The 21,041-nt window shown below is 60.7% G+C and carries 15 protein-coding genes; 7 read left to right on the top strand and 8 right to left on the bottom strand.

Annotated elements, in window-relative coordinates; genetic code table 11:
* Positions 1–3 precede the first annotated feature (3 nt).
* Positions 4–1,077, top strand: coding sequence for an ABC transporter ATP-binding protein (locus ABLU73_RS20635; RefSeq protein ID WP_023319610.1), 1,074 nt, complete (start codon positions 4–6; stop codon positions 1,075–1,077).
* Positions 1,070–2,380: an ABC transporter substrate-binding protein gene (locus ABLU73_RS20630; protein ID WP_264924207.1), complete on the top strand. Its 1,311-nt coding sequence runs from the start codon at positions 1,070–1,072 to the stop codon at positions 2,378–2,380. Before ABLU73_RS20635 ends, ABLU73_RS20630 begins: the two co-directional genes overlap by 8 nt.
* 186 nt (positions 2,381–2,566) lie before the next feature.
* Here ABLU73_RS20630 and iolE read toward each other — a convergent pair whose 3' ends face one another.
* From iolE to iolD, 4 genes are read right to left on the bottom strand one after another with little or no spacing between them, the layout of a single operon-like run.
* Complete coding sequence (gene iolE, locus ABLU73_RS20625) at positions 2,567–3,466, bottom strand: myo-inosose-2 dehydratase (RefSeq protein WP_049115915.1); 900 nt, start codon at positions 3,464–3,466, stop codon at positions 2,567–2,569.
* Positions 3,467–3,489: 23 nt separating this feature from the next.
* Positions 3,490–4,374: a sugar phosphate isomerase/epimerase gene (locus tag ABLU73_RS20620; protein ID WP_004152193.1), complete on the bottom strand. Its 885-nt coding sequence runs from the start codon at positions 4,372–4,374 to the stop codon at positions 3,490–3,492.
* A 41-nt stretch (positions 4,375–4,415) separates the two neighbouring features.
* Positions 4,416–5,429 (bottom strand): Gfo/Idh/MocA family oxidoreductase, encoded by a 1,014-nt coding sequence (locus tag ABLU73_RS20615; protein ID WP_180250117.1) that lies wholly within the window; start codon positions 5,427–5,429, stop codon positions 4,416–4,418.
* 46 nt (positions 5,430–5,475) lie between these two features.
* The gene (iolD, locus tag ABLU73_RS20610; protein ID WP_004152191.1) at positions 5,476–7,416 is read right to left on the bottom strand and encodes a 3D-(3,5/4)-trihydroxycyclohexane-1,2-dione acylhydrolase (decyclizing); all 1,941 of its coding nucleotides are present in this window, start codon (positions 7,414–7,416) and stop codon (positions 5,476–5,478) included.
* Between the two features lie 505 nt (positions 7,417–7,921).
* Here iolD and iolC point away from each other — a divergent pair.
* On the top strand, positions 7,922–9,835 hold the full coding sequence (gene iolC / locus ABLU73_RS20605) for a 5-dehydro-2-deoxygluconokinase (RefSeq protein WP_264924203.1): 1,914 nt from the start codon (positions 7,922–7,924) through the stop codon (positions 9,833–9,835).
* A 151-nt stretch (positions 9,836–9,986) separates the two neighbouring features.
* The gene (locus tag ABLU73_RS20600) at positions 9,987–10,844 is read left to right on the top strand and encodes a MurR/RpiR family transcriptional regulator (protein ID WP_004206536.1); all 858 of its coding nucleotides are present in this window, start codon (positions 9,987–9,989) and stop codon (positions 10,842–10,844) included.
* Positions 10,845–11,716: 872 nt separating this feature from the next.
* On the opposite strand, the gene iolB is transcribed toward ABLU73_RS20600, so the two are convergent.
* Together iolB and ABLU73_RS20590 are read right to left on the bottom strand one after the other, a co-directional pair.
* On the bottom strand, positions 11,717–12,526 hold the full coding sequence (gene iolB, locus ABLU73_RS20595; protein WP_065878151.1) for a 5-deoxy-glucuronate isomerase: 810 nt from the start codon (positions 12,524–12,526) through the stop codon (positions 11,717–11,719).
* Between the two features lie 18 nt (positions 12,527–12,544).
* Positions 12,545–14,050: a CoA-acylating methylmalonate-semialdehyde dehydrogenase gene (locus ABLU73_RS20590; RefSeq protein ID WP_004146794.1), complete on the bottom strand. Its 1,506-nt coding sequence runs from the start codon at positions 14,048–14,050 to the stop codon at positions 12,545–12,547.
* Between the two features lie 351 nt (positions 14,051–14,401).
* Here ABLU73_RS20590 and ABLU73_RS20585 point away from each other — a divergent pair, with 351 nt between their 5' ends.
* Together ABLU73_RS20585 and ABLU73_RS20580 are read left to right on the top strand one after the other, a co-directional pair.
* On the top strand, positions 14,402–15,223 hold the full coding sequence (locus ABLU73_RS20585; RefSeq protein WP_348850418.1) for a TIM barrel protein: 822 nt from the start codon (positions 14,402–14,404) through the stop codon (positions 15,221–15,223).
* 97 nt (positions 15,224–15,320) lie between these two features.
* Entirely contained in the window at positions 15,321–16,823 is a 1,503-nt protein-coding gene (locus tag ABLU73_RS20580; RefSeq protein ID WP_048322798.1) for a helicase HerA-like C-terminal domain-containing protein, read from the top strand.
* 48 nt (positions 16,824–16,871) lie between these two features.
* Here the strand turns inward: ABLU73_RS20580 and lptG are convergent, their stop codons facing one another.
* Together lptG and lptF are read right to left on the bottom strand one after the other, a co-directional pair.
* The gene (lptG, locus tag ABLU73_RS20575) at positions 16,872–17,954 is read right to left on the bottom strand and encodes an LPS export ABC transporter permease LptG (RefSeq protein WP_002886956.1); all 1,083 of its coding nucleotides are present in this window, start codon (positions 17,952–17,954) and stop codon (positions 16,872–16,874) included.
* Entirely contained in the window at positions 17,954–19,051 is a 1,098-nt protein-coding gene (gene lptF, locus ABLU73_RS20570) for an LPS export ABC transporter permease LptF (RefSeq protein WP_012969078.1), read from the bottom strand. Before lptF ends, lptG begins: the two co-directional genes overlap by 1 nt.
* A gap of 389 nt (positions 19,052–19,440) precedes the next feature.
* On the opposite strand from lptF, the gene pepA reads away from it, so the two are divergent.
* On the top strand, positions 19,441–20,952 hold the full coding sequence (gene pepA, locus ABLU73_RS20565) for a leucyl aminopeptidase (RefSeq protein ID WP_004206531.1): 1,512 nt from the start codon (positions 19,441–19,443) through the stop codon (positions 20,950–20,952).
* Positions 20,953–21,041 lie beyond the last annotated feature (89 nt).

The raw sequence follows: 21,041 nt of genomic DNA, 5'->3' as shown, positions 1-21,041 counted from the left end.
GCCATGCTCAGTCTGCAAAACATCAGTAAACGTTTCGACGGCAAACCGGCACTCAGCGCCCTGTCGCTGGATATCCACGAAGGCGAATTCGTGGTGCTGGTCGGCCCGTCGGGCTGCGGGAAAAGCACCCTGCTGCGCCTGCTTGCCGGCCTGGAGCCGGTCAGCGAAGGCCAAATCTGGCTGCATGATGAGAACATCACCGCCGCCACGCCACGCGAGCGCAACTTCGCGATGATCTTCCAGAACTATGCCCTGTTTCCGCATCTGTCGGTGCGCGACAACATCACCTTCGGCATGCAGGTGCGCAAGGAAGAGAAAAGCAGCTGGCAGCCGCGGGTGGACAAAGTGGCGCAGATGCTGCAGCTGGAGGCGCTGCTCGACCGCAAACCGGCGAAGCTCTCCGGCGGCCAGCGCCAGCGGGTGGCGATGGCCCGGGCGATTGTGCGTAATCCTCGGCTGTTCCTGATGGACGAGCCGCTCTCCAACCTCGACGCCCGCCTGCGCAGCGAAGTGCGCGACAGCATTATGGCCCTCCACCAGCAGCTGAAAACCAGCACCATCTATGTGACCCACGATCAGACCGAGGCGATGTCGATGGCCGACCGCATCGTGGTGATGAACGGCGGCCACGTGCAGCAGGTCGGGCGCCCGGAGTATCTCTACGCCAACCCGGCCAACCTGTTCGTCGCCGGATTTATCGGTTCGCCGGCGATGAACCTGCTGTCGCTGCCCTGCGCCAACGGTGAAGTACTGTTGGGAGAACAGCGCCATCCGCTGCCGCCGCGCCACCGGGATCAGACTCGCGTCTGGCTGGGCGTTCGCCCGGAACATATTACCGACCGCGTGGAGGAGGGCCATCTGCGCCTGCCGGCCACCGTTCTGCAACGAGAACTGATGGGAGCCGACTACCTGCTCCACGTCAGCACCCCGATCGGCACCCTGCGCTTTAGCCGCCGCCACCGCGGCACGGTGCCGGAGAAAGGCGAGTCGCTACCGATCGGCTTCTCGCCTGCCGATGTACATCTTTTTCATGCTGAGACCCAGCATAATTTATTGATGGAGTGTAATCATGTTTAAACCTTTTACGGTAGTCGCGGTTGGCCTCAGTCTTGCCCTGAGCGGCGCGGCGCTGGCAAAAGAGAAAATAGACTTCATGTTCCCGGCGCCGGTGGACGGCAAGCTGACCATGGAGATGACCCGCGTCATTAAGCAATTCAACGACTCGCAGCAGGATGTCGAAGTACGCGGCATCTTCACCGGCAACTACGACACCACCAAGATCAAAGCCGAATCGGCGCAGAAGGCCGGCCAGCCGCCGGCGCTGGTGATCATGTCCGCTAACTTCACCACCGATCTGGCGCTGAAGGATGAGATCCTGCCGATGGACGAGCTGTTTAAATATGGCGATCAAAAGGCCGGCGATTTTCTGCACAAGGAATTCTGGCCCGCGATGCATAAGAACGCCCAGGTGATGGGCACCACCTATGCGATCCCGTTCCATAACTCGACGCCGATCCTCTACTACAACAAGACGATGTTCGATCGGGCCGGGATCAAACAGCCGCCGCAGACCTGGGCCGAGCTGCTGGCCGATGCCAAAAAGCTGACCGACGAGAGCACAGGCCAGTGGGGGATCATGCTGCCGTCGACCAACGACGACTACGGCGGCTGGATCTTCTCGGCGCTGGTGCGCACCAACGGCGGGAAATACTTTAACGAAGACTATCCGGGCGAGGTCTATTACAACTCGCCGACCGCCATCGGCGCCCTGCGCTTCTGGCAGGATCTGATCTACAAGGACAAGGTGATGCCGTCCGGGGTGCTGAACTCGAAGCAGATCAGCGCTGCTTTCTTCTCCGGCAAGCTCGGGATGGCGATGCTCAGCACCGGCGCGCTGGGCTTTATGCGCGAAAATAGCAAAGATTTTGAGCTTGGGGTGGCGATGCTGCCGGCCAAAGAGCAGCGCGCGGTGCCGATCGGCGGCGCCAGCCTGGTGAGCTTTAAAGGCATCAGCGATGCGCAGAAGAAAGCGGCGTATCAGTTCCTGACCTATCTGGTGAGCCCCGACGTGAACGGCGCATGGAGCCGCTTTACCGGCTACTTCTCGCCGCGCAAGGCGTCATACGATACGCCGGAGATGAAGGCCTATCTGCAGCAGGATCCGCGGGCGGCGATCGCCCTTGAGCAGCTGAAGTACGCCCATCCGTGGTACTCCACCTGGGAGACCGTAGCGGTGCGTAAGGCGATGGAGAACCAGCTGGCGGCGGTGGTTAACGATGCCAAAGTGACGCCGGAAGCGGCGGTTCAGGCGGCGCAGAAGGAAGCCGACGCGCTGATGAAACCTTATGTGGATAAGACCGCGCTGGCGGAAGTGAAGTGACGCTTTACCCGTCATCGTCACCCTCACCCTGGCCCTCTCCCTGAGGGAGAGGGGACGGTACGGCGCTGTGGTTAAGCCCTGGGCCCGGGAGAGGGAACTGTCCGGCGCCGTGGTTGAGCCCTGGGTCCGGTTGAGGAAGGAAAAAAAGCAGGCCATACCCGGTATGGCCTGAAAATGTCACAACGATTAGATCCCTGCCGTTTCGCGGATATATTTGCGCGCTTTGACGGCGTATTCGAAAGGATTGGCCAGAGCAGGATCCTGCTCTGCTTCCACCACCATCCAGCCTTTATAGCCAAAGTCGTCCAGCAGCTTGAACACCGGACGGAAATCGATCACCCCGTCGCCCGGGACGGTGAAGGTGCCTTTTTTCACGCCGTCGAGGAACGACAGGCCGTCGCGGCGCACCTGGTCGATCACCAGCGGACGGACGTCTTTCAGGTGAACGTGGTTGATGCGCGGCAGATACTTTTTGAGGATCGCCAGCATCGGCGCTTCGCCGCCTTCGGAATACCAGGCGTGGCCGGTGTCGAACAGCAGGAAGACGCGCTCGTCCACCAGCGACATAAACTTGTCGATTTCCGCAGTGGTCTGGATGCCGGTGCCCATGTGGTGGTGCAGACAGACCTGCATCCCCTTCTCCGCCGCCAGGCGACCGAGGGTGTTGTAGCCTTCCGCCACCCGCTGCCACTCCTCTTCGCTGAAGCACGGCTTCGCATCGCCGAGGATCGGTTTATCCAGCCCCTGGATGCTGCCGCTCTGCTCGGAGCAGCCAATCACTTTCGCGCCCATCGCATGCAGGAAGTTCATGTGATTGACGAATTCATCAATGGTTTTTTCCCGCTGGCCGTTGGCGAAAAAGGTGCTGAACCAGGCGTTGCAGATCTGAATGCCGCGGATGTCCAGCATCGGCTTGAGGACCGCCGGGTCGCGCGGATATTTGCTGCCGACTTCGCTGCCGGTAAAGCCGGCCAGCGCCATTTCGCTGACGATCTGCTGGAAGGTGTTTTCGCTGCCGAGCTCCGGCATATCATCGTTAGTCCAGCCGATCGGGGCGATAGCCAGTTTGACGTTATCTTTGTTCATAGTAGGGCTCCTGCCGCTGCGCCTTAGCGGCGCAGCAATTCACGTTCAATGAGTTCACGGGTTTCCACTGCCTGGTATTTCATTTTTTCCGGGTAGCCAAACAGCGAGGTGGCGACAATCGGCTCCCCGCCGACCTTGAAGGTCTGCTCGGCGAATTTCATTTCGCGCAAGGTGCGGAACAGCGCGTCGAAATCCACATCCCCTTCCCCGACGCCTACGTGCTGGTGCACCACGGCATCCACGCCCGGCGGGTTAACGATATAGCGGCAATGTTTCGTATGATTGCGGGTATCCGCAATCAGGACATGGGAGAGATCGCTCCCGGCATAGCGCAGCATGCTCGCCACGTCGCCGACGCCTTTGTCGTAGAAAAAGGTGTGCGGCACGCTGTAGACGTACTTCACGTTATCGCTGCGGAACGACTTCACAATATCGACGGTTTCATTGTTCTCTTCGCAGAAATCCCAGGGATGCGCCTGGATCTCCACGCGGATGCCTTCCCGCTCAAAAATCGGCAACAGCTCTTCCATCGAGCGATAGAACATTTCATCGCAGATTTCGGGCTGATTCGGATCGCCGGAGAACTCGGTGTTGATCACCTGAACGCCCATCTCCACCGCAATTTCCACCAGCCGTTTCCAGTTTTTCACCGCTGCCTGACGGCGCAGTTCGTCCGGGCCAGACCAGCGGTAGACGCAGATAAACGACGACAGCTCAAGGCCGGTATCGCGCAGCGCCTGCTTGTACTCCGCCATGATCTCCCGGCTGGCGCGCGGGTGCTTGTAGAACGGGTTAATCTGCGGGTGCGGCGACTGTTCAATGTACTTGTAGCCCCACTCCGCTACCTGATGGACCATGCGGGTGATCCCGAGGTCCTTAATCACATCCACATCAAAGGCAATTTTCATCGTCGTTACCTGTGCAAAGAAGTTCCGTCAGCAAAACGCGCTTAACGTTTATAGAATGCCGGGCACTCGGGCAGCGTCACTTCAACCGGCTCGCTGGTTCCCTGCGCTTTAATGCAGGCGTCCGCCGCCACCGACGCCGCGTAGCCGTCCCAGGCCGACGGGCCGTGCAGCTGGCCGGCTTTGACGTCGTTGATAAAGGCCTGCAGCTCGACGTCGTAGGCTTTGATAAAGCGGTCTTTCCAGTCGGTCAGAATGGCGGTCGACAGGCTGGCGGACTTGCGCATCTGGACGGCAGACGGCTCCGGCAGACGGGCAATCCCGGTCTCGCCGACCACTTCGCACTGGATGTCATACCCGTACTGGCAGTTCACGAACACCTCGACGTCGATCAGGGTGCCTTTTTTGGTTTCAAAGGAGACGATCTGCGGATCTTTCAGACGCGCGTGGGTGTGCGAGGTGGAGCGCGGGAAGCGCACCTGCACGGAACGGTAGTCATCGTTCAGCAGCCAGCGCAGCACGTCCAGCTCGTGGATCAGGGTGTTGGTGATCGCCATATCGGTGGTGTAGTTCTCGCCGACCGACTGGTTGCGGTGGGCGCAGCGCAGCATCAGCGGCGCGCCGATATCGCCATCGTCGATCACTTTTTTCAGCGCCAGATAGCCTTCGTCGTATGGGCGCATAAAACCTACCTGCACCAGGCGACGGCCGGCCTTCATTTCGGCATCGACGATGCGGCGGCAGCCTTCCGCAGACATCGCCAGCGGTTTTTCGCAGAACACTGGCTTACCGGCGGCGATGGCGGCCAGGGTGTACTCTTCGTGGGTCGGGTCCCAGGAGGTGACCAGGATGGCATCGACATCGCTGGCGTTAATCACGTCGTGGCCGTCGGCGTAGACTTCCGCCTGCAGGCCCGGCAGCGCGACCGCCGCGCGGGCGTTGTCGGCATTGATATCAGACACCGCCACAACGGTGGCGCCCTGCAGAACCTGGGTGCAGCGACGGATGTGTTCTTTACCGATAGCGCCAGCGCCGATGACACCTAATTTGAGCGACATAATGGTTTTCTCCGTAAGTCTGTAGGATTCAGGGTGGATGTTCGTTTTAGTAATCACGCGCCTGGGCGCGTTTTTCATTAATCATTTGCGCAACTTTGCGGATCCGCTCAGAGAGCGCCGTCTGGGCGACCCCAACGTTCCACCAGCTGCCGTATTTGTGCACCATGGTCTTCGGCAGCACTTTAATATCAATCAGGGTGCTGACCGTTTCGCGACGGGCGGCGTCCAGCGCGTGGCGCAGTTCGTCCAGGGTGGTGACGCGCCAGGTTTTGCAACCGTAGCCGGCGGCGATGGTGGCGAAGTCCACCGGCACCAGGCCGCCCTGCAGCTGGCCGGTTTCCGGCTGGCGGTAACGGAACTCGGTGCCGAAGCTGTCCATCCCGTGCTCCATCTGCAGGTTGTTGATGCAGCCGTTGGCCATGTTGTCGAACAGCACGACGTTGATCTTCGCCCGCTCCTGCAGAGAGGTGACCAGTTCAGAGTGGAGCATCATGAACGAGCCATCGCCGACCAGGGAGTAGACTTCGCTCTGCGGCTGCGCCAGCTTCACGCCCAGCGCGGCGTTGACCTCATATCCCATGCAGGAGTAGCCGTACTCCACGTGGTAGGTGTTTTCCGCGCGGTTGCGCCAGACGCGCTGCAGATCGCCAGGCAGGCTGCCCGCCGCCGCGACGATCACCGCCTCGGCCGGCAGCGTTTCATTCAGTACCCCAAGGACGCTGCTCTGGGTCAGGGTGGAGTCGGTGATCTGGCGGAATTCGCGATACACTGATTCGCGATCGAGATGATCGTCGATCTCCGGGACAAAGGATTTCTCCTGCCACACCGCCTGGTAGACGCGCTGGGTCTCTTTTAACTGACGGCTCTGCACGCTCTCGATCTGCGCGCCCCAGCCGGCCTGCCAGCCGCTGTCCGCCAGCGCCGCGTCGAGGGCGGTCATCGCTTCCCGGGCGTCCGCCAGCATGGCAATGCCGTCCAGCTTCCAGGCGTCGAAGTTGCTGACGTTAATATTCAGGAAACGCACCTCCGGGTGCTGGAAAATCCATTTCGAGGCGGTGGTAAAATCGCTGAAGCGGGTGCCGACGCCGATCACCAGGTCGGCCTCTTTCGCCAGCAGGTTCGCCGCCAGACAGCCCGTCTCGCCGACGCCGCCGACGTTCAGGGGGTGAGAAGAGACCACCGTCCCCTTCCCGGCCTGGGTTTCGGCGAAGGGCACCCCGTAGCGCTCGGCGAAACGGGACAGCGCTTCGCCCGCGCCGGAGTATTTCACCCCACCGCCGCAGACGATCAGCGGTTTACGGCTGGCTTTGATGGCCGCCACGGCGTCCGCCAGCTGCGCGGCGCTGGCCGGGCGGCGGTCAAGACGGTGCACCCGGCGCGCAAAGAAGGATTCCGGGTAGTCCCAGGCTTCGCCCTGCACGTCCTGCGGCAGGCACAGCGTCACCGCGCCGGTTTCCGCCGGGTCGGTCAGGACGCGCATGGCGTTGATGCAGGCGCTCATCAGCTGTTCCGGGCGGGTAATGCGGTCCCAGTATTTGCTGACTGCGCGGAAAGCGTCATTGGTGCTGATGCTGAGATCGTAGCTCTGTTCAATCTGCTGGAGCACCGGGTCCGGCTGGCGGGTGGCGAAGACATCGCCCGGCAGCAGCAGCAGCGGAATGCGGTTGGCGCTGGCGGTGCCGGCGGCGGTGATCATGTTGGCCGCCCCCGGACCGATGGAGGAGGTGCAGGCGATAATCTGCCGGCGCAAGGCCTGGCGGGCAAAACCGGTGGCCGCGTGGGCCATCCCCTGCTCGTTGCGCCCCTGATAGACGCGCATGTCGCCGCTGTCCTGCTCCAGCGCCTGCCCCAGCCCCAGGACGTTGCCATGGCCGAATATCGCGAAAATGCCTTTCACGAACTTCAGCTCTACGCCATCCACTTCCAGGTACTGGTTATCGAGGAACTTCACCAGCGCCTGCGCCGTTGTCAGTCTCAGTTTGCCCATGATGCACAATCCTTATTGTTCAGTATTTGTGTGTGGCGTCGCGCCGATGCCGCCGGGGCCGTCGTTCACGTCACTGGAATACCTGTGGATTATAGGCAAACATTTTTTTCATTAAATACAAATACAGAAGAAATATTTCATTTTGCGAGAAGGATCAAACTCTCTACCCATTTCATACGTTTCACTTACATTCCTGACACGTTTTCGGGCCCTTTTTTGCCGCAGCACACGGCAATATACCCTTAAAAATCATAGGCAAATGGATGTCGTGTGGCGTTTCATTTCCTCCCGGGTCAACAGTGGGGACGATCCGCGCTCACGCGAGGCTCAGTGCGGCAGAGTGGTAGATCCCTCACACTTTTGGTTTTTTAATTTCGAACGAGTTTGCAAATGAAATATTTATTTCTCAAACTAAGGGTAACCAATAACCCTCAGGCTGTTCACGGAGTCGACGTCGGGATCCCGACCCTTCCAGGCAGCAGACACCAAAAAGGAAATCCTAGCTATGAATGCAGCAGTAAAGCGGCTCGACGTCATCTGTATAGGTCGGGTGGCCGTCGACCTCTATGCCCAGCAGATCGGTTCGCGGCTAGAAGACGTTGCCAGTTTCGCGAAATATCTGGGCGGCTCCTCCGGCAACGTGGCCTTTGGCACCGCGATTCAGGGGCTGAAATCGGCCATGCTGGCGCGCGTTGGCGATGAACACAACGGCCGTTTCCTGCGTGAAACGCTCAACCGCGCCGGGGTGGATACTGAGTATCTGATTACCGACAAATCCCGCCTGACCGCGCTGGTGATGCTGGGGATCAAGGATCAGGAGACTTTCCCTCTGATTTTCTACCGCGATAACTGCGCCGATATGGCCTTAACGCCTGACGACATCAGCGAGGAGTATATTGCCTCCTCCCGGGCGCTGGCGGTGACCGGCACCCATCTGTCGCATGCCAACACCCGCGCCGCGGTGCTGAAGGCGCTGGAGTACGCCCGCCGTCACGGCCTGCGTACCGCGCTGGATATCGATTACCGTCCGGTGCTGTGGGGACTCACCTCGCTCGGCGATGGCGAAACCCGTTTCATTGAGTCCGGGCCGGTCACCAGCCAGCTGCAGGAAGTGCTGCATCTGTTCGATTTGGTGGTCGGAACCGAAGAAGAGTTTCATATTGCCGGGGGCAGCACCGATACCCTAACCGCGCTCAAAAATGTGCGCCATGCCACCAAAGCCACCCTCGTCTGCAAGCGCGGGCCGATGGGCTGCGTGGTGCTGGAAGGCGACATCCCGGACAGCTGGGACCAGGTGCCGCTGCAGCAGGGCGTGCGCGTGGAGGTGCTCAACGTGCTGGGCGCCGGGGATGCATTTATGTCGGGCCTGCTGCGCGGCTGGCTTAACGATGAGGGCTGGGAGCAGGCTTGCCGTTATGCCAACGCCTGCGGGGCACTGGTGGTCTCCCGCCACGGCTGTGCGCCGGCGATGCCGACCAAAGTCGAACTCGATGACTACCTGCAGCGCGCCGAATCGGTGCCGCGCCCGGACGTCGACGAGCGCCTCAACCACCTGCATCGGGTGACCAGCCGCCGCCAGCAGTGGCCGGAGCTGTGCATTTTCGCCTTCGACCATCGCAAACAGCTGGCCGATCTGGCGCGGGAGGCCGGGCGCGATGAAGCCTGCATTCCGCAGCTCAAGCTGCTGTTGTTGGCCGCGGCCGAAGCGGCGGCGCAGGAGGCGGGCCTTGACCAGCGCAGCGGTATTCTGGCCGACGGCACCTACGGCCAGCGCGCGCTGAACGCCATTACCGGCAAGGGCTGGTGGATCGGGCGACCTATCGAACTGCCCAGCTCGCGACCGCTGCGTCTGGAGCATGGCAACATCGGTTCGCAGCTGATCGACTGGCCGCTGGAGCATGTCGTCAAATGTCTGGTCTTCTATCACCCGGACGACCCGGCGGCGCTGCGTGCAGAGCAGGACGCCCTGCTGCTCGAGGTGTGGCAGGCCTGTAACAAGTCAGGCCATGAATTGCTGCTGGAGGTGATCCTGCCGGAAAATGGCCCGGACAAAGACGAGTGCCATTACCACACCATGCTTGAACACTTCTATCAGCTGGGGATCAAGCCGGACTGGTGGAAGCTGCCGCCGCTCTCCAGCGCCAGCTGGCAGCAGATCACCGCCCTTATCGAGCGCGAAGATCCATGGAGCCGCGGGATCCTGATCCTCGGCCTCGACGCGCCTTCCGACAAACTGCGCGCCGGTTTCGCCGAGGCGGCCGCACACCCGATGATCAAAGGTTTCGCCGTCGGGCGCACCATCTTTGGCCAGCCGTCGCGGCGCTGGATGCAGGGTGAGCTCAGCGATGAGGCGCTGATAGAGGAAGTGAAACGCAACTACCTGACGCTTATTGGCTACTGGCGCGAAGCCCGCCGCTGATCCCCCGACGCCCGTCTCCGTCACCTTGCGGAGCGGGCGTTTTTCTGTTTCTTCGTGAAATGAATCGCGTATTTCGTCGCAATAAATGAAAAATTCGCTTCATTTGGTACACTGGAAGCCATATTCCTTCCATTTTCTCAGAGCGCACTCTATGGCCAATAACCCAACACAGCTGACCATCCTGCAGGATGAAATCAGGCGTCGCTACGATACGTTAAGCAAACGCCTGAAACAGGTCGCCCGCTATATCCTTGATAACAGCAATAGCGTGGCTTTCGATACCGTGGCCTCCATTGCGCAACAGGCGGACGTTCCCCCTTCCACGTTGATTCGTTTTGCCAACGCCTTCGGCTTCAGCGGCTTTAACGAAATGAAACAGATGTTCAAGCAACATTTGATGGAAGAGACCGCCAACTATACCGAGCGCGCCCGTCTGTTCCGCCAGACCACCAGCGATGAGTCCAGCCCGCCGGAAACGCCGACGGAAATCCTCAATATGTTCACGATGGTGAACAACCAGGCGCTGCAGCAGCTGGCGATGCAGACCTCCAGCGATGAGCTGGAGCGCGCGGTGGCCCTGCTGGGCGAGGCGGAAAATATTTATGTCATTGGCCTGCGCCGGTCGTTCAGCGTCGCCTCCTATCTGACCTATGCGCTGCGCCACCTCGATCGCAAAGCCTTTCTGATCGACGGCCTCGGCGGCATGTTCACCGAGCAGCTGAGTCTGGTCGGCCCGAAAGACGTGGTGGTGGCGGTGAGCTTCTCGCCGTACGCCCGGGAAGTGGTCGAGCTGGTGGAGCTGGGCGCGCAGCGCAAAGCGCGGCAGATCGCCATTACCGACAGCCAGGTCAGCCCGCTGGCGGCCTTCAGCGATGTCTGCTTTGTGGTGCGGGAAGCGCAGGTGGATGGCTTCCGCTCGCAGGTTGCTTCGCTGTGCCTGGCCCAGACGCTGGCGGTTTCGCTGGCGCTGAACAGCAGTCAGGAGTCTGAGGCCAAGCAGAAGGCATGAGACAGGCCGCCTGGCGTCGGTTGCCCGGCGGAGTGGCATAAGCCTGCGGGAGGCGCCGGTAGGCCGGATAAGGCATTTATGCCGCCATCCGGCACAAAGGCGGGTATGGTGCCGGAGGTGTCCTGCCCGGCGGCGCTGCGCTTGCCAGGCCTGGGATATGTGCGCCTGCGGGGTGCCGTAGAGACTGTTATCGGTTTGCAACTTTCCCGGCCAGACAATGCGTTTATTACGTGTAACTTCAGCGAAATTTGCGCTCCCGGTTAATCGTCTGCGTTATGCCTGGCATGGCACAGGGAGCGCACAGGGGGCGGCCAGTCGCCGCCGCCCCCTGTACCCCCGGGCTCCGGCCAGCAAAATCGCCGCTGCGCGGTCCCTTCGACTTATCCCTGCAGGCTTCGGGTCGGGCCGAGGCAGCGTCCGTGCAAAACACGGCCCTCAGTCCGCATCCATGCGGGCTGCCCCGGCCTTCCGGGAACGTCTCAGCGATTTTGAGGCCGTCAGCACCGGCAGTTTCAGTCGCGCAAGTGGGTAAATCAAGGACAGGTCGCACGAACCCTGTAGGCCGGGTCAGGCGCAGCCGCCACCCGACAACATCCCAGGTATCGAGTCTGATATCTTGTCCGGCGGCGCTGCGCTTGCCGGGCGTGGGTTATATGGGCTCAGGAGAGGATCCTGTAGGCCGGATAAGCGTAGCGCCATCCGGCATAAGACGGGTATGGCGCCTGAGGTGTCCTCCCCGGCAGCGCTGTGCTTGCCGGGCCTGAGAGAGAGATTCTGCGGAGCGTTACGCTACAAATGTACCCGCTGCTCTCAAACAAAAAGGCCGGTTAGCATTGCTAACCGGCCTTTTTTATCGGCGTCTGCACCGGGCATCAGTCGTGACGCGGATACTCCGGCGTGTTGATCCAGGCGTGGTCATCTTCCCAGGTGAACAGCCATTTCCGGTCCGGCCCGGCCATGACGTTCAGATAGTAGCTGTCGTAACCGGCAATCGCCGCCACCGGATGGTAACCGCGCGGCACCATCACCACGTCGTGGTTATAGGGCGCCATGCAGGCGTCCAGGCTGCGGTCGTCGGTGTAGACCCGCTGGAAGGCAAAGCCCTGCGGCGGATCGAAGCGGTGATAGTAGGTCTCTTCCAGCTGCGTCTCTTTGCCCGGCTGGGCGGTATCGTGCTTATGCGACGGCCACGAGCTGGTGGCCCCTTCGTCGGTGTAGACTTCCACCACCAGCAGGCAATCCGCCTCGGCGCTGTCCGGCAGAATATTATGCACCCGACGCTGGTTGCGCCCTTTCCCACGATGCTCGACGCCGACGTCTTCCGGCCGAATAAGGCGTGCCGGGAAGTTGCCTTTGCCCGGCGCGCTACACACCGCCAGCTCCAGATCGGAATCGGCTGTCACCTCGACCCGATCCTGCGGTGGCACGTACACCGACCACGGCGGGGTGCGTTCAAACGGCGACATCCGTTTACCGAGATTCGGGAAATCGGCCTGCTGCGTTTTCACCGACGCCAGGCCGGCGACCAGCACCAGGCACAGCTCGCGGTCGCCGCTCTCCAGCGTCACGGTCTGCCCTTTTTTCAACATCCAGACATCAAAGCCGATATAGCGCCAACCGGCGCTTTGCGGCGTAATATGCTGGATCTGTCCCTCTTTTCGCGATTTAGCCAGTAACGACATGGCGCTCTCCTTCGCCGATTAACCTAACGTCGGCATGCTGAATTCAGATACGGTCTGCTGCCCTGCCGGCCAGCGTACGGTGGCGGTCTTCATGCGCGTGTAGAAGCGCACGCCGTCCGGCCCGTGAACGTTCAGCGCCCCGAACACTGAGCGCTTCCAGCCGCCGAAGCTGTGGAACGCCATCGGCACCGGGACCGGCACGTTCACCCCGACCATCCCCGCCTGCACGTCGTGGACGAATTCACGCGCGGTGTGGCCGTTGCTGGTGAAGACGGCGCTGCCGTTGCCAAACTCGTGGCTGTTGACCAGTTCGAGGGCGCTGTCATAGTCCGCCGCGCGCACAATCCCCAGCACCGGGCCAAAGATCTCTTCGCGCCAGATGGTCATCTCCGGGGTGACGTGATCGAACAGGGTGCCGCCGACATAATAGCCCGCGTCGTAACCCGGCACGCGCAGTTTGCGGCCATCGACCACCAGTTTTGCCCCTTCGCTTTCGCCTTTATCAATATAGCCGAGGACTTTTTTCTGGTGAGTATCAGAAACCACCGGCCCCATCTCGTTCTCTTCCTGGCCGCGCATACAGCCCGGGCCCACTTTCAGCGCCTCCACCAACGGCTTCAGGCGGGCGATCAGTTTGTCGGCGGTTTCATCTCCCACCGCGACCACCACCGGCAGCGCCATGCAGCGCTCGCCTGCGGAACCGAAGGCGCCGCCCATAATGGCGTTAACGGTGGCGTCGAGATCGGCATCCGGCATCACAATCGCGTGGTTTTTGGCGGCGCCAAAGGCCTGCACGCGCTTGCCGTGGGCGCTGGCGGTCTTATAGATATACTCCGCCACGCCGGAGGAGCCAACGAAGCTCACTGCCGCAATGCGCGGGTCAGTGTACAGCTGCTCGGCATCTTCATTGCTGCAGTGCACGACGTTAAACACGCCGTCCGGCAGACCAGCCTCTTTCAGCAGCTCTGCCAGACGCACGGCGGCCGTCGGCGCCAGCGCCGGCGGCTTGAGGACGAAGCTGTTGCCGCAGGCCAGCGCCAGCGGGAACATCCACATCGGCACCATCGCCGGGAAGTTGAACGGGGTGATCCCGGCCACCACGCCCAGCGGCTGCATCAGCGAATAGCTGTCGACGCCGGTGCCGACGTCAGAAGAGTATTCACCTTTAATCAGGTGCGGGATCCCGCAGGCGAATTCGACCACTTCCATGCCGCGGGTCAGCTCGCCCAGCGCATCCGACCACACTTTGCCGTGCTCGCTGACGATGATCCCCGCCAGCTCTTCCACGTGCTGCTCCAGCAGCATTTTGAAGTTGAACAGCACGCGGGCGCGGCGCAGCGGCGTGGTACGGGACCAGCTGTCAAACGCATCGCGAGCAACCTGAATCGCCTCAGAGACTTCCTGCGCGGTCGATACCGTGACTTCGCGCACCGCTTTGCCCGTCGCCGGATCGTACACCGGCATCGTTTCGTTGCTGCTGCTGATAACGGTTTTCCCGCCAATAAAGTTTCCTGTGATCGTCATGTTCTCGCCTCATAGTGAAGAGGGCCAGCGCACACCGGCCCGTCGCTGATTCTGCTGTGCTATAACCGTAGTAAAATGAAATTTATATTTCAACATTGTTGTGAAATGAAATTTCATTTTGGTGATAACAGTCGCATTTTGCGCTCACGCATCGCTTACACGCTTCCCCCATCGAGCCGCGCCGCCTCGTGATGCCAGGCTCCCCGTCCCGGTCGCTCCCGCCGCGGCGGCCGGGAATATTTTGCGAGGCAGCTCAAACAATCATCATTTTCATTCTTGCTTATTTTGGAATAAACGTTTTGACTGTTAGCCAATTGAACGAACCTAACCCTCTTCCGTCAGGAGTGTCCTATGGCCATCGCAATGCAACGTTTTTGTATTAACCGCAAAATCGCGCCAGCGCTCAGCATTGAAGCGTTTTTCCGTCTGGTGAACCGTCTGGGCCTGAATAAAGTCGAGCTGCGCAACGATTTACCCAGCGGGAAGGTGACCGACGATTTAAGCCATCAGCAGGTGCGCGAGCTGGCGGCGCGTTATCACATCGAGATCCTGACGATTAACGCGGTCTATCCCTTTAACCGCCGTAGCGAAGAGGTGCGGCAGCTGACCGAGTCGCTGCTGAAAGAGGCTCAGGCCATCGGCGCCAAATCGCTGGTGCTCTGCCCGCTCAACGACGGCAGCGAGGTGCCGGCCAGCGACACCCTGGGCGCCCTGCGCGATCTGGCCCCGCTGTTCGCCTTCTACGGCATCCACGGCCTGGTGGAGCCGCTGGGCTTCCCGCAAAGCTCGCTGCGATCGGCGCACCAGGCGCAGACGCTGATCCATGACGCGCGCGTGCCGTTTAAGCTGCTGAGCGACACCTTCCATCACCATCTCTACCCGCAGGCGGCGGACGAGTTCAGTCAGGTGGAGGTAGCGGACATCGGGCTGGTCCACCTTTCCGGAGTGGACGATACCCGTCCGCGCGAGCAGCTCACCGATGCCGAGCGCATCATGCTGACGCCGCAGGATCGTCTCGGCACCTGCGAGCAGGTTAAGGCCCTGGAAGCCCGCGGCTATCAGGGGATATACGCTTTTGAACCCTTCGCTCCCGAGCTGGCGCAGTGGAGCGAAGCGGATATCGAGCGCGAAATTGAGCAGAGCATCGCACTTATCCAACGCCACTGCGCCTGAGGCCTCTCGCGACAGCGTGCGCGGCGCGTGACGATTTCCCCAACGCCGGACGACGAGGTTGCCTATAATCGTCGCAGGATAAATGGAGGAATCGATCATGAGCTCACCCCTGTTGATTGCGCGCACGCTGGATAACGCGCTCTATTTGCTGCCCGCCATGGCCAACCGCCATGGGCTGATCACCGGTGCGACCGGCACCGGTAAAACCGTCACCCTGCAAAAGCTGGCTGAGTCGTTTTCGGAGATTGGCGTGCCGGTATTTATGGCGGACGTCAAGGGCGACCTGACCGGCATTGCCGCCGCGGGCCAGAGCTCAGAGAAACTGCAGGCGCGGCTGGAGAAGATCGGCGTCAGCGACTGGGAGCCGCACGCCAACCCGGTGGTGCTCTGGGATATCTTTGGCGAAAAGGGCCACCCGGTGCGGGCGACGGTCTCCGATCTTGGCCCCCTGCTGCTGGCGCGCCTGCTCAATCTCAATGAGGTGCAGAGCGGCGTGCTGAACATTATTTTCCGCATCGCGGACGACCGCGGCCTGCTGCTGCTCGACTTCAAAGACCTCCGCGCCATCACCCAGTTTATCGGCGACAACGCCAAATCTTTCCAGAATCAGTACGGCAATATCAGCAGCGCCTCGGTCGGCGCCATCCAGCGCGGGCTGTTGACCCTGGAGCAACAGGGCGCCGGGCACTTCTTCGGCGAGCCGATGCTGGATATTGCCGACTGGATGCGCGTCGATGCCAGTGGCAAAGGGGTGATCAATATCCTCAGCGCTGAAAAGCTCTACCAGATGCCGAAGCTCTACGCCGCCAGCCTGCTGTGGATGCTCTCCGAGCTGTACGAGCGCCTACCGGAGGCGGGCGATCTCGACAAGCCCAAACTGGTGTTCTTCTTCGATGAGGCGCATCTGCTGTTCAACGATGCGCCGCAGGTGCTGCTGGATAAAATCGAACAGGTGATCCGTCTTATCCGCTCCAAGGGCGTCGGCGTCTATTTTGTCTCGCAGAACCCGGCGGATATTCCCGACGCTGTGCTCGGCCAGTTGGGCAACCGTGTGCAGCACGCGCTGCGCGCCTTTACGCCGAAGGATCAGAAAGCGGTGAAAACCGCCGCCCAGACCATGCGCGCCAACCCGGCCTTCAGTACCGAACAGGCGATCCAGGAGCTGGGCACCGGCGAGGCGCTGATCTCCTTCCTCGATGAGAAAGGCAGTCCGTCGGTGGTCGAGCGGGCGATGGTTATCGCTCCCTGCTCGCGGATGGGGCCAGTCAGCGATGACGAGCGCAATGGCCTGCTGAATCACTCGCCGCTGTACGGCAAGTATGAAGAGGAGGTGGACCGCGAGTCGGCCTTCGAGATGCTGCAGCAAGGGGTGCAGGTCACTACCGAGCAGCAGTCGGCTCCGCCGGCGAAGGGTCAGCAGAGCGGAGAAGACGACGGGCTGCTCGGCGGCCTGAAAGATATCCTGTTCGGCAGCACCGGCCCGCGCGGCGGCAAACGCGACGGTATCGTGCAGACCGCGGCGAAAAGCGCAGTTCGCCAGGTCACCAATCAGATCGTCCGCGGCATGCTGGGCAGCCTGCTGGGCGGACGCAAGCGCTAAAAAAAAGCCCCCTCATCAATGAGGGGGCTTAGGTTTCAGGCTTACCCGCTAGGCCTTACGCATCATCAGCCAGAGGCTTATCAGGAAGAAGCTGGCGCTTGGCAACAGCGCGCCGATGATCGGCGGTATGCCGTACACCAGGGTCAGCGGGCCGAAAATCTGATCCAGCACGTAGAAGATAAAGCCGAAGCTAATCCCCGTCACTACCCGGACGCCCATCGGCACGCTACGCAGCGGGCCAAAGATAAACGACAGCGCCATCAGCATCATCACCGCCACCGACAGCGGCTGGAAGATTTTGCTCCACATATTGAGCTGGTAGCGTCCCGGATCCTGACCGCTGGATTTCAGGTATTTCACATAGTTGTGCAGCCCGCTGATCGACAGCGCATCCGGATCCAGGGCAACCACGCCGAGCTTGTCCGGCGTCAGGTTGGTTTTCCAGGTACCGCTCACCATCTGCGACCCGGTCACCTGCTTCGGATCGGTCAGATCGGATTCATCCACCTGCGACAGGCGCCACACTTTATTCTCGCTATCGAATTTTGCCGAGGCGGCATAGCGCACCGACTGTAAACGACGCTCCGGGTTGAAGGCATAAATGCTGACGCCCCCCAGCTCATCGTTACCTTTCACCCGTTCGATATAGACAAAGTTATGGCCATCTTTCGCCCACAGCCCCTGCTGGGTGGAAAGTAGCGAACCGCCGTACATCTGCTGGGCGCGGTAGTTGCGCGCCATCTGTTCGCCCTGCGGCGCCACCCACTCGCCGATCGCCATGGTCAGCAGCACCAGCGGGATAGCGGTTTTCATCACCGCCAGCGCCACCTGCAGCCGGGTGAAACCGGACGCCTGCATCACCACCAGCTCGCTGCGCTGGGCCAGCATCCCCAGCCCCAGCAGCGCGCCAAGCAGCGCCGCCATTGGGAAGAAGATCTGGATGTCTTTCGGCACGCTGAGGATGGTATAGAGGCCGGCGCCCAGCGCGTCGTAACTGCCCTGCCCGGACTTTTTCAGCTGATCGACAAACTTGATAATGCCGGAGAGCGACACCAGCATGAACAGCGTCATCATGATGGTGTTGAAAATCGTCTTACCGATATAACGGTCAAGTACGCCAAACGCCTGCATCAGGCCGCTCCTTTATTAAAACGGGCGCGGAAGCGGCGCATCGGCACCGTGTCCCACAGGTTTAACAGCACCGCCAGCGCAAAATAGAGCAGGTTGATCGCCCACATCCAGATAGCCGGGTCCATTTTGCCTTTGCCGCCGTTCGACTTGATTGAGGTCTGCAGCAGGAAGAACACCAGGTAGAGCAGCATCGCCGGCAGCATCGACAGCACGCGGCCCTGGCGCGGGTTCACCACGCTGAGGGGCACCACCATCAGCGCCATAATGAAGACCGTCGCCACCAGCGTGAAGCGCCAGTGCAGTTCGGCGCGCGCGCGGTCGGTGTGGGTCTGCCACAGAGTGCGCATATCCATCTGTTCGGTGTCGTCCGGATCGGAGGTCACCGCCTGGTGGCCGATAATGGCCTGATAGTTATTGAAGTCAGTAATGCGGAAATCGCGCAGCATCGCGGTGCCTTCAAAGCGGGTGCCCTTGTTGAGGGTCACCACCTGCGAACCGTCTTTCTGCTGCGACAGCTCGCCGGAATCCGCCACCACCACGGAGGGGCGCGCGTTGCCTTTCGGACGCAGCTGGGCAAGGAAGACGTCATGGAAGCGGTTGCCGTTCACGCTCTCGATAAACATCACCGCGTTACCATCGCTGGCCTGCTGGAACTGGCCCTGGGCCAGAGCGGCCATGCCGGGGTTGGCTTTGGCTTCCGCCAGCACTTCATCCTGATGGCGCGACGACCACGGCCCCGCCCACATCACGTTGACCGCTGCCACCGCGCCGGTGAACAGCGCGAGGATCATCGCCGCCTTGATCAGCACGGCTTTACTCAAGCCGCAGGCGTGCATCACCGTAATTTCGCTTTCGGTGTACAGCTTGCCGAGGGTCATCAGCAGGCCAAGGAACAGACTTAACGGCAGGATAAGCTGCGCCATCTCCGGGATGCCGAGCCCCAACAGCGAGAGCACCAGATTGGTTGGGATATCGCCATCCACCGCAGCGCCGAGGATCCTGACTAATTTCTGACAAAAGAAAATCAGTAACAGGATGAATAGGATCGCCAACTGGCTTTTCAGCGTCTCACGAACCAGATATCTTATGATTATCACTATAAATACGCCCGTAAAAACCCGTTTTAGTGCAGGAAAATTGCTTGTTTCATGGCTTAAACGTCATTTATTCTCTTTGGTCGTCGAAAACGTCGCTAAGATTAAATGACTCATCGGTTCTGCATGTCAGGATCTTTTCTGACGAACCCAGGCCTTAATAACGTTAAGATTAACACGAAGTCACCGCAACAGCGGATATGAGTTACGAAAGCTTGCAATTATATACTCAATGGATTTCGAGTTGTAAGAAGGCAGCAGGGCTGTGGCCCCTGGCGCGCACAATGTGCCACGTCAGGGTAAGCAGGCGCAGCCGGCGCATCTGCAACTTGAAAGGCGACGAGTATAGCCGTAGCCACCACTGTTGTCTTTAAGATTCAGGAGCATAGTGCATGGAGTTCAGTGTAAAAAGCGGTAGCCCGGAGAAGCAGCGGAGCGCCTGTATCGTGGTCGGCGTCTTTGAACCACGTCGCCTCTCCCCCATCGCCGAACAACTCGATAAAATCAGCGACGGCTACATCAGCGCCCTGCTGCGTCGCGGCGAGCTGGAAGGCAAACCTGGCCAGACGTTATTGCTGCACCATGTGCCAAACATTCTGTCTGAGCGCATTCTGCTGATTGGCTGCGGCAAAGAGCGCGAACTGGATGAGCGTCAGTACAAGCAGGTCATCCAGAAAACCATCAATACCCTGAATGATACCGGTTCAATGGAGGCGGTCTGCTTCCTGACCGAGCTGCACGTCAAGGGCCGTAACAACTACTGGAAAGTTCGCCAGGCCGTTGAAACCGCCAAAGAGACGCTGTACAGCTTCGACCAGCTGAAGACCAACAAAAGCGAGCCGCGTCGCCCGCTGCGTAAAATGGTCTTTAACGTGCCGACCCGTCGCGAGCTGACCAGCGGCGAACGCGCCATTCAGCACGGGCTGGCGATCGCCGCCGGCATCAAAGCGGCGAAAGATCTCGGCAACATGCCGCCGAACATCTGTAACGCCGCCTATCTGGCCTCCCAGGCACGCCAGCTGGCCGATACCTATAGCAAAAACGTTATCACCCGGGTGATCGGCGAACAGCAGATGCGCGAGCTGGGAATGAACGCCTACCTCGCCGTCGGCAACGGTTCGCAGAACGAGTCGCTGATGTCGGTCATCGAGTATAAAGGCAACCCGTCGGAAGACGCGCGCCCTATCGTGCTGGTCGGTAAAGGCCTGACCTTCGACTCCGGCGGCATCTCCATCAAGCCGGCTGAAGGCATGGACGAGATGAAGTACGACATGTGCGGCGCCGCGGCGGTGTACGGGGTGATGCGGATGGTTGCTGAGCTGCAGCTGCCGCTGAACGTGATCGGCGTGCTGGCGGGCTGTGAAAACATGCCTGGCGGTCGTGCTTATCGCCCGGGCGATGTTCTGACCACCATGTCCGGCCAGACGGTGGAAGTGCTCAACACCGACGCCGAAGGCCGCCTGGTGCTGTGCGACGTGCTGACCTACGTTGAGCGCTTCGAGCCGGAAGCGGTTATCGATGTCGCGACGCTGACCGGCGCCTGCGTGATTGCCCTCGGCCATCACATCACCGGCCTGATGTCGAACCATAACCCGCTGGCCCATGAGCTGATCGGCGCCTCCGAACTGGCCGGCGACCGCGCATGGCGTCTGCCGCTGGCCGATGAGTTCCAGGACCAGCTGGAATCCAACTTTGCCGATATGGCGAATATCGGCGGCCGTCCTGGCGGCGCGATCACCGCCGGCTGCTTCCTGTCGCGCTTCACCCGCAAGTACAACTGGGCGCACCTCGACATCGCCGGCACCGCCTGGCGTTCCGGCAAAGCCAAAGGCGCCACCGGTCGTCCGGTCGCTCTGCTGTCGCAGTTCCTGCTCAATCGCGCGGGTTTTAACGGCGAAGAGTGATTGCCGTCTGATGCCCGGTGGCGCTACGCTTACCGGGCCTACGGAAAGATGCCGTTTGTAGGCCGGGTAAGCGTAGCGCCACCCGGCTT

The organism is Klebsiella sp. GG_Kp175, from assembly GCF_040062325.1.
Classification (GTDB): Bacteria; Pseudomonadota; Gammaproteobacteria; order Enterobacterales; family Enterobacteriaceae; genus Klebsiella; species Klebsiella quasipneumoniae.
The sequence above is the reverse complement of the archived record's forward strand: the minus strand, read 5'-3'. Positions and strand labels throughout refer to the sequence as shown.

Excerpts from the sequence above, each read along its gene's own strand:
- ABLU73_RS20635 (WP_023319610.1), top strand. The coding sequence starts at position 4 with ATGCTCAGTCTGCAAAACATCAGTAAACGTTTCGACGGCAAACCGGCA.
- ABLU73_RS20630 (WP_264924207.1), top strand. The coding sequence starts at position 1,070 with ATGTTTAAACCTTTTACGGTAGTCGCGGTTGGCCTCAGTCTTGCCCTG.
- iolE (WP_049115915.1), bottom strand. The coding sequence starts at position 3,466 with ATGAACAAAGATAACGTCAAACTGGCTATCGCCCCGATCGGCTGGACT.
- ABLU73_RS20620 (WP_004152193.1), bottom strand. The coding sequence starts at position 4,374 with ATGAAAATTGCCTTTGATGTGGATGTGATTAAGGACCTCGGGATCACC.
- ABLU73_RS20615 (WP_180250117.1), bottom strand. The coding sequence starts at position 5,429 with ATGTCGCTCAAATTAGGTGTCATCGGCGCTGGCGCTATCGGTAAAGAA.
- iolD (WP_004152191.1), bottom strand. The coding sequence starts at position 7,416 with ATGGGCAAACTGAGACTGACAACGGCGCAGGCGCTGGTGAAGTTCCTC.
- iolC (WP_264924203.1), top strand. The coding sequence starts at position 7,922 with ATGAATGCAGCAGTAAAGCGGCTCGACGTCATCTGTATAGGTCGGGTG.
- ABLU73_RS20600 (WP_004206536.1), top strand. The coding sequence starts at position 9,987 with ATGGCCAATAACCCAACACAGCTGACCATCCTGCAGGATGAAATCAGG.
- iolB (WP_065878151.1), bottom strand. The coding sequence starts at position 12,526 with ATGTCGTTACTGGCTAAATCGCGAAAAGAGGGACAGATCCAGCATATT.
- ABLU73_RS20590 (WP_004146794.1), bottom strand. The coding sequence starts at position 14,050 with ATGACGATCACAGGAAACTTTATTGGCGGGAAAACCGTTATCAGCAGC.
- ABLU73_RS20585 (WP_348850418.1), top strand. The coding sequence starts at position 14,402 with ATGGCCATCGCAATGCAACGTTTTTGTATTAACCGCAAAATCGCGCCA.
- ABLU73_RS20580 (WP_048322798.1), top strand. The coding sequence starts at position 15,321 with ATGAGCTCACCCCTGTTGATTGCGCGCACGCTGGATAACGCGCTCTAT.
- lptG (WP_002886956.1), bottom strand. The coding sequence starts at position 17,954 with ATGCAGGCGTTTGGCGTACTTGACCGTTATATCGGTAAGACGATTTTC.
- pepA (WP_004206531.1), top strand. The coding sequence starts at position 19,441 with ATGGAGTTCAGTGTAAAAAGCGGTAGCCCGGAGAAGCAGCGGAGCGCC.